Source organism: Microcella sp. (assembly GCF_033763155.1).
Taxonomy (GTDB): domain Bacteria; phylum Actinomycetota; class Actinomycetes; order Actinomycetales; family Microbacteriaceae; genus Microcella.
Genome location: NZ_JANRKZ010000230.1, coordinates 1 through 6,656, shown reverse-complemented (window position 1 = coordinate 6,656; position 6,656 = coordinate 1). Strand labels below are relative to the sequence as shown.

Below are 6,656 nucleotides of genomic sequence, written 5' to 3'. Positions count from 1 at the left end.
TACGACCCCATTCACTGGGCGCAAGACATTCACGTTGACCTGGCCGACCAGATCAACAAGACCGCGCGCGTGCAAGACCTCATTAACGCCTACCGCGTGCGCGGCCACCTCATGGCCGACGTTGACCCGCTCGAATACCGGCAACGTACGCACCCCGACCTTGACATCTCGAGCCACGGGCTCACGTTCTGGGATCTCGACCGTGAGTTCGTCACGGGCGGATTCGGTGGTCGCCGCACGATGCTGCTGCGCGAAGTTCTCGGCGTATTGCGCGACACCTACTGCCGCACCGTGGGCATCGAGTACATGCACATTCAAGACCCGGAACAGCGCGCTTGGTTCCAGGAGCGCTTGGAGAAGCCCTACGAGAAGCCGACGCACGACGAGCAGATGCGCATTCTCGGCAAGCTCAACCAGGCAGAAGCCTTCGAGACGTTCTTGCAGACCAAGTACGTCGGCCAGAAGCGCTTCAGCCTCGAGGGTGGCGAGTCGGTCATCCCGCTGCTCGATGAAATCTTGCAGGGCGCTGCCGAACAGGGACTCGACGAGGTCGCTATCGGCATGGCCCACCGCGGTCGTCTCAACGTGCTGGCCAACAGTGCCGGCAAGACCTACGGCCAGATTTTCCGTGAGTTCGAGGGCACGCAAGACCCGAAGTCGGTGCAGGGCTCAGGCGACGTGAAGTACCACCTCGGCACCGAGGGCACCTTCACGGCCATGTCGGGCCAAGAAGTCGCCGTCTCGCTCGCTGCGAACCCCTCGCACCTCGAGGCCGTCAACGGCGTGCTTGAGGGCATCGTGCGCGCCAAGCAAGATCGCAAGCCGATCGGCAGCTTCACCGTGCTGCCGGTGCTGTTACACGGTGACGCCGCGATGGCGGGCCAGGGAGTCGTCGTCGAGACCTTGCAGCTCAGCCAATTGCGCGGCTACCGCACGGGCGGCACCGTTCACGTGGTCATCAACAACCAGGTGGGCTTCACGACGCCTCCCGGCGAGGGTCGCACGTCGACCTACTCGACCGACGTCGCCAAGACCATTCAGGCGCCGATCTTCCACGTCAACGGCGATGACCCTGAAGCGGTCGTGCGCGTCGCTGAGCTCGCGTTTGCCTACCGTCAGCAGTTCAAGCGTGACGTCGTGATCGACCTCGTTTGCTACCGCCGTCGTGGTCACAACGAGGGCGACGACCCCTCGATGACGCAGCCGCTCATGTACAACCTCATCGAGGCCAAGCGTTCGGTGCGCACGCTCTACACCGAGGCTCTCGTCGGTCGCGGCGACATCACTGAGGAAGAGTTCGAGGCGGCGCACCGCGACTTCCAAGACCGCCTCGAGGTCGCGTTCGCCGAAACCCACGCCGCGCAGACGGGCTCGCTGCCCGTCGTCACGGGTGGGCCTGCGACGCAGCACGACGATCTGGCCGGAGAACCCGAGTCGACGGGTGTCGACGTCGCGGTCATCCAGCACATTGGTGACGCGCACGATAACCCGCCCGCCGGGTTCACGGTGCACACCAAGCTGCAGGCGATGCTCAAGAAGCGTGTCGAGATGAGCCGTCAGGGCCAGATCGACTGGGGCTTCGGCGAGCTGCTCGCGCTCGGCTCACTGCTCATGGAGGGCACTCCCGTGCGCATGGCCGGGCAAGACTCGCGGCGTGGCACGTTTGTGCAGCGCCACGCAGTGCTGCACGACCGCGTCAACGGCCAAGAGTGGTTGCCTCTCGCGAACCTCAGCGAGAACCAGGCCCGGTTCTGGATCTATGACTCGCTGCTGAGTGAGTACGCCGCCATGGGCTTCGAATACGGCTACTCGGTCGAGCGCCCCGACGCACTCGTGCTGTGGGAGGCCCAGTTCGGCGACTTCGCCAACGGCGCGCAGACGATCATCGACGAGTTCATCTCGTCGGCCGAGCAGAAGTGGAACCAACGCTCGAGCGTTGTGTTGCTGTTGCCGCACGGCTATGAGGGCCAAGGACCCGACCACTCCTCGGCGCGCATCGAGCGCTTCTTGCAGTTGGCGGCAGAAGACAACATGACGATCGCGCGGCCGTCTACGCCCGCGTCGTACTTCCACTTGCTGCGTCGCCAGGCCTACGCTCGCCCGCGTCGCCCGCTCATCGTCTTCACACCGAAGGCCATGTTGCGCTTGCGCGGGGCCACGAGCGAGGTGGCCGACTTCACGAGTGGGCGCTTCCAGCCCGTCATTGACGATGCGACCGTGACGGATGCCGGCGCCGTGCGCCGGGTGCTGCTGCACGCCGGCAAGATCCACTACGACCTCGTGGCCGAAATCGAGAAGCGGGGAACCACCGGGGTTGCCCTCGTGCGCCTCGAGCAGTTCCACCCGCTGCCCGAAGCCGAGTTGCGCGCCGCGTTGAGCCGCTACCCGAATGCTGAGGTGGTCTGGGTGCAAGACGAGCCCGAGAACCAGGGGGCGTGGCCGTTCTTGGCGCTCGAGACGCAAAAACGCGGCATGCCCGCGATGCGCGTCGTCTCACGCCACGCCTCGGCCTCGCCGGCAACGGGCTCGAGCAAGCGCAGCGCTCAAGAGCACGCCGACATCATGGACGCGGCACTGGCCGACTAAGTTCGCCCCGCAACGACGAAGGCCCGCCCCGACATCGGGGTGGGCCTTCGTCGTCGGTTAAGAGATCAGCGCATGTCAGCACCGTGGCAAGTGTCAGTGCCTCACGTGCGGTCGAGCTGAGCGATCGACCCCAAGATCACGTCGCGAAGTTCATCGGGAGCCTTTTCTTGGCACGCCTCTTTGACCTTCGTGGTCAGCGTGATGCCAACGAGGTGCTCGGCCGAGCAGTGGTCGCAGTTCGCGAGATGCTCGCGGATGTCCGAACACTGCTCAGCGCTGAGCTCGTTGTGCAGAAACTCTTCGAGCTCTTGCATGGCCTTGTCACAGCCGCAGTCAGTCATTGCGCGCTCTCTTTCGTCGAGCTGGCGGGTTCCGCGACGGTCATCCCGCGCTCACGGGCATAGTCGGCCAGCAGGTCTCTCAGAAGCCGTCGACCGCGGTGCAGGCGGCTCATGACGGTGCCGACGGGGGTCTTCATGATGTCGGCGATCTCTTGGTAGGCAAAGCCCTCAACGTCGGCGAAGTAGACCGCCAGTCGAAAGTCTTCGGGAATCGCTTGCAACGCATCTTTCACGGCGCTCGCGGGCATTCGGTCGATGGCTTCCGCTTCGGCCGAGCGCGTGGTCGACGAGGTCGCCGACTCGGCGCCGCCGAGCTGCCAATCCTCAAGATCGTCGATCGTTCCCTGATAGGGGTCACGCTGCTTCTTGCGATACACGTTGATGAACGTGTTGGTCAGGATGCGGTAGAGCCACGCCTTGAGGTTCGTGCCCTGCTCGAACTGGCCGAACGCCGCGAACGCCTTCACAAACGTCTCTTGAACGAGATCGGCCGCGTCGGCCGGGTTCTTCGTCATGCGCATCGCGGCGCCATAGAGCTGGTCCATAAAAGGCAACGCTTGCTCTTGGAACAGGCGTCGACGTTCGCCGAGCTCATCGAGGTCGGTCGGCAAAGCCTGGTTCGGCGTCGTGTCGGTCATCACGCGGGAGTCTACCGAGGGCACGTCACCCTGCGACGCGGGGGCTCGGTCGAGCACGAGCGTTGGCATGCGCATCCCTTCGTCGTCGTTCTCACCGTCGCCTGAGCATCCGGTGTCGGCGCGGTGCCGATACCCTGGTAACCGATGCAGGTCTTCACATATTCCGGAGCACGGTTTTCGCCCTATGGCGACGACGAGCGCCCGAGCACTTCCGACGCCCTCGACAGCAATGGCGATTGGCTCGCCCCGCGTGCAACGGGCCCGCTCGCCGCTCGAGTCAGCCTTCCCGGCTCGAAAAGCCTGACCAATCGCGAGCTCGTGCTCTCGGCACTGGCTGACGGCCCCTCGCTACTGCGCCGTCCGTTGCACTCGCGCGATTCGATGCTCATGGTCGAGGCCTTGCGGTCGCTCGGCGTGCAGATCGAGGAGGTGCCCGGTGACGGCGCCTACGGCCCCGACCTTCGCGTGACACCACCCGCTGAACTCTCGGGGAGCACGGCGATCGACTGCGGCCTCGCCGGCACCGTCATGCGGTTCTTGCCGCCCGTCGCGGCCCTTGCTCTTGGCCCCGTCGCGTTTGACGGCGACGAGAGTGCCCGGCGACGCCCCATGCGCACGACGGTCGACTCGTTGCGTGCACTGGGCGTTGACGTCAACGACGACGGACGCGGCGCTCTGCCGTTTAGCCTGTGGGGCACCGGGTCGGTTCGCGGCGGTGAAATCTCGATTGATGCCTCGGCATCGAGCCAGTTCGTGTCGGGCTTGCTCCTGGCAGCACCGCGCTTCACTGAGGGCCTCGTCTTGCGCCACACGGGCGAACGCCTGCCGTCGATGCCGCACATCGAGATGACGATTGCGGCGCTCGCTGACCGCGGCGTCACCGTCGAGAACCCCGAGCCCGGCGTGTGGGTCGTGCCGGCACACCCCATCGCGGGCCGCACGATCGACATCGAGCCCGACCTCTCGAACGCCGCCCCCTTTCTCGTGGCAGCACTCATCGCGGGGGGCACTGTCGCGGTTGACGGATGGCCGCTCTCGACCACGCAGGTCGGCGCCGACCTCGAAACCCTGTTGCCGCTCTTCGGGGCGACGGTGCGGCGCGATGGTGCGTCGCTCGTGGTTGACGGCGGCCGCGGATTGCTCGGCGGCGCGGTTCTTCCCGGTGTCGACCTCGACCTGTCGACGGGCGGTGAGCTCGCGCCCGCGATCGTCGCCCTGGCCGCGCTCGCGAGTGGCCCGAGCACCATCACAGGCATCGGCCACTTGCGCGGCCATGAGACCGACCGTCTCGCGGCGCTCGCAGCCGAGATCACGGGGCTCGGCGGCCACGTGACCGAGCTCGACGAGGGTCTCGCTATCGAGCCCCGCGCATTGCACGGCGGCCCGTGGCGCGCCTATGAAGACCACCGCATGGCAACGGCCGGCGCCATCATCGGCCTCGCCGTCGACGGCGTGCGTGTCGACGATATCGGCTCAACGGCCAAGACCCTGCCGCAGTTCGTCGAGCTGTGGAACGGCATGCTTGACCAACCGTCTGTGACGTCAGAGCGCTCGTGAGCTGGCTGCCGCCCGACGACGACCCGTACGACGAGTACGACGACGAGTCGCTCGTGCGGTCTCGCCCGAACCCGAAGGCCAACCGCCCTCGCTCGAAGCAGCGCCCCGCCCACGACAATGCCGTGGTGGGTCGCGTGGTCACGGTCGACCGCGGTCGCTACCTCTGCCTCGTCGACGAAGGCGGCGCGAGCGAGCGCGAGGTCATCTCGACGCGCGCGCGTGAGCTGCGCAAGAACGCCATCGTCACGGGAGACGAGGTCGACCTGGTCGGTGACACGAGTGGCGTCGAGGGCTCGCTCGCCCGCATCGTGCGCATTCACGATCGGCGCACGCTGTTGCGACGTAGCGCCGACGACACCGATGCCGTTGAGCGCATCATCGTCGCCAACGCCAACCAATTGCTTATCGTGGTTGCCGCCGCCAACCCCGAGCCGCGTCCGCGCCTCGTCGACCGGTATCTCGTGGCCGCATTCGACGCGGGCATCGAGCCCCTGTTGGTCATCACCAAGACTGACCTCGCCGACCCGGCGCCGTTTCTCGCCCAGTTTCGCGGGCTCGATTTGCGTGTTGTCACGAGCCGGTCTGACGCTCCCCCGGTCGACGAACTACTCACGATGCTGCGCGACCGCACGACCGTGGCCGTCGGCCACTCGGGCGTCGGCAAGTCGACCCTCGTCAACGCCCTGGTTCCGGATGCCCGGCGCGCGACCGGCGTCGTCAACGCCGTCACGGGCCGAGGCCGCCACACCTCGTCATCGACCGTCTCGTTGCGGCTCCCCGGCGGTGGCTGGATCATCGACACCCCGGGCGTGCGCTCGTTCGGCCTCGGGCACGTCGACCCCGACAACATTCTGCGGTCGTTCGGCGACCTCGCCGAGGTTGGGGCGCACTGTCCCCGCGGCTGCACTCACCTGCCAGACGCTCCCGACTGCGAGTTGGTCGAGCGGGCTGCGGCCGGAGAACTCGGCGAGTTTGGGGCCGAACGCCTCGACTCACTGCAACGACTCTTGACGACACTCATGAGCCCCAGTGGACGCACGGGCGCGGATACGCTGAAACCGTGAGCCCCGCATCCGTCGCCCCTAATCTCAGCGCTGACCTCGAACTCGCGCTCGAGTTGGCCGCGCGCGCCGACGCCATTTCGCTCGACCGTTTTCGCGCCGTTGATTTGCGGGTCACGACAAAACCCGACCGCACCCCCGTGACCGATGCCGATCAAGCCGTCGAGCGCGTGATTCGAGATGGTCTCGCTGCCGCACGCCCCGACGACGGCATTTTGGGCGAAGAGTTCGGCACCGCCGCGGGCTCGGGCGAGGGAGTGCACCGCCAGTGGATCATTGACCCCATTGACGGCACGGCCAACTTTCTGCGGGGTGTGCCGATCTGGGGCACGCTCATTGCCTTGGCGGTGGATGCTGTGCCCGTGCTCGGCGTCGTCAGCGCTCCCGCCCTCGGGCAGCGCTGGTGGGGCGCCCGCGGGCTCGGCGCCCACACGGCGCAGCACGGCGGCGCGCCTCGGCGGCTGCAGGTCAGC

6 protein-coding genes are annotated in these 6,656 nt (G+C 66.6%); 4 read left to right on the top strand and 2 right to left on the bottom strand.

Annotated elements, in window-relative coordinates:
• A partial coding sequence (locus SFU54_RS09800) for a multifunctional oxoglutarate decarboxylase/oxoglutarate dehydrogenase thiamine pyrophosphate-binding subunit/dihydrolipoyllysine-residue succinyltransferase subunit (RefSeq protein WP_319016089.1) occupies positions 1–2,586 on the top strand: 2,586 nt, incomplete at its 5' end.
• A gap of 101 nt (positions 2,587–2,687) precedes the next feature.
• Here the strand turns inward: SFU54_RS09800 and SFU54_RS09795 are convergent.
• On the bottom strand, positions 2,688–2,927 hold the full coding sequence (locus SFU54_RS09795) for a zf-HC2 domain-containing protein (RefSeq protein WP_319016088.1): 240 nt from the start codon (positions 2,925–2,927) through the stop codon (positions 2,688–2,690).
• Complete coding sequence (locus tag SFU54_RS09790; RefSeq protein ID WP_319016087.1) at positions 2,924–3,565, bottom strand: sigma-70 family RNA polymerase sigma factor; 642 nt, start codon at positions 3,563–3,565, stop codon at positions 2,924–2,926. Before SFU54_RS09790 ends, SFU54_RS09795 begins: the two co-directional genes overlap by 4 nt.
• Before the next feature lie 144 nt (positions 3,566–3,709).
• Here SFU54_RS09790 and aroA point away from each other — a divergent pair, with 144 nt between their 5' ends.
• From aroA to SFU54_RS09775, 3 genes are all read left to right on the top strand, one after another.
• The gene (aroA, locus tag SFU54_RS09785) at positions 3,710–5,122 is read left to right on the top strand and encodes a 3-phosphoshikimate 1-carboxyvinyltransferase (protein ID WP_319016086.1); all 1,413 of its coding nucleotides are present in this window, start codon (positions 3,710–3,712) and stop codon (positions 5,120–5,122) included.
• Positions 5,119–6,186 (top strand): ribosome small subunit-dependent GTPase A, encoded by a 1,068-nt coding sequence (gene rsgA, locus SFU54_RS09780; RefSeq protein WP_319016085.1) that lies wholly within the window; start codon positions 5,119–5,121, stop codon positions 6,184–6,186. Before aroA ends, rsgA begins: the two co-directional genes overlap by 4 nt.
• The coding region (locus SFU54_RS09775; RefSeq protein WP_319016084.1) for an inositol monophosphatase family protein at positions 6,183–6,656 on the top strand (474 nt) is incomplete at its 3' end. The genes rsgA and SFU54_RS09775, both read left to right, overlap by 4 nt.

Excerpts from the sequence above, each read along its gene's own strand:
- SFU54_RS09795 (WP_319016088.1), bottom strand. The coding sequence starts at position 2,927 with ATGACTGACTGCGGCTGTGACAAGGCCATGCAAGAGCTCGAAGAGTTT.
- SFU54_RS09790 (WP_319016087.1), bottom strand. The coding sequence starts at position 3,565 with ATGACCGACACGACGCCGAACCAGGCTTTGCCGACCGACCTCGATGAG.
- aroA (WP_319016086.1), top strand. The coding sequence starts at position 3,710 with ATGCAGGTCTTCACATATTCCGGAGCACGGTTTTCGCCCTATGGCGAC.